The sequence below is a fragment of the Alcanivorax sp. HI0044 genome, from assembly GCF_001634945.1.
On the sequence record NZ_LWEZ01000074.1, the window covers coordinates 1 to 1,097 of the forward strand.

Annotated in this window: 2 protein-coding genes; both read left to right on the forward strand. The window is 54.1% G+C overall.

Annotated elements, in window-relative coordinates:
- Positions 1-313 precede the first annotated feature (313 nt).
- Positions 314-691 (forward strand): succinate dehydrogenase, cytochrome b556 subunit, encoded by a 378-nt coding sequence (gene sdhC, locus A3730_RS00945; protein ID WP_063519195.1) that lies wholly within the window; start codon positions 314-316, stop codon positions 689-691.
- On the forward strand, positions 685-1,056 hold the full coding sequence (gene sdhD / locus A3730_RS00950) for a succinate dehydrogenase, hydrophobic membrane anchor protein (protein WP_007150974.1): 372 nt from the start codon (positions 685-687) through the stop codon (positions 1,054-1,056). Before sdhC ends, sdhD begins: the two co-directional genes overlap by 7 nt.
- Positions 1,057-1,097 lie beyond the last annotated feature (41 nt).

Sequence of the window (1,097 nt, forward strand, 5' to 3'; positions counted from 1 at the left end):
GCTTGTTACGCCTGAATGGTCGTTTTGCCTCAGCATGGTGCAACACAAATTCACGGCGTTCACATCAGGTGCATCATTGTAAATCAACGCGTTAGCCGGTAAGTGAAGAATAATTGTCACCTGGAGCGTTTGTTTTGCGTAAGTCGCGGCGATATACTCCCGCCCGGCAGAAACCTCCTGCTGGGGGTTTCACACGGGCCCACCCCGGCCCGGGCAGATTATTAAGATCAGTCTNCACGTTCTGATCTCAATGACTCTGCCAAGTTCCCGACAACCGCCTCTAATACAGAGGCCCGGCTATAAGTAGGCTACCGTGAACGATAAGCGACCCGTTAACCTCGATCTGAGCACGATCAAGTTCCCGGTCACGGCTATAGCATCTATCACCCACCGTGTAACCGGCGTTGCCATCTTTTTGGCGTTGCCGATTCTGCTGTGGATGCTGGATCGCTCCCTGGCGTCTCCCGAGAGCTTTGCGGACCTGAAAGAACTGATGATGACCTCACTGCTGGTGAAGCTGGTGGTATGGGGCATCCTGTCTGTATTGCTATACCACCTGGTGGCGGGCATTCGTCACCTGATTATGGACACCGGTGTTGGTGAAAGCCTGGAAGGCGGCCGTCGTGGCGCCAAGTTGGCCTTCATCATCTCTGCGGTATTGATTCTGCTGACAGGAGTCTGGATATGGTAACCAGTGTAACGAGCCTGGGCCGTAACGGCCTGTATGACTGGCTCATTCAGCGAGTATCAGCTGTCATCATCGGTGTATACATGATCGGCATGCTGGGTTATTTGATCACCGCCGGTGATCTGGATTATGGCAGCTGGAAAGCCTTCATGGGATCTATCTGCATGCAGATAGCCAACACCCTGCTGGTAATTTCTGTCGCTGCACACACCTGGGTAGGCCTGTGGGGCGTAACCACGGACTACCTGACCAGCCTGACCTTTGGTAAAGCCGCCACCGGCGTTCGCCTGATTGCCCAGCTGGCAATTGCACTGGCGTTGGTTGTGTACCTGCTTTGGGGTCTGGTTCTGATCTGGGGAGGGGCGTAATCCATGTCCATTCGCACTATTACGTTTGACGCTATCGTCGT

Bases quoted from the DNA above. Each gene is read 5' to 3' on its own strand.
- sdhD (WP_007150974.1), top strand. From the start codon at position 685: ATGGTAACCAGTGTAACGAGCCTGGGCCGTAACGGCCTGTATGACTGG.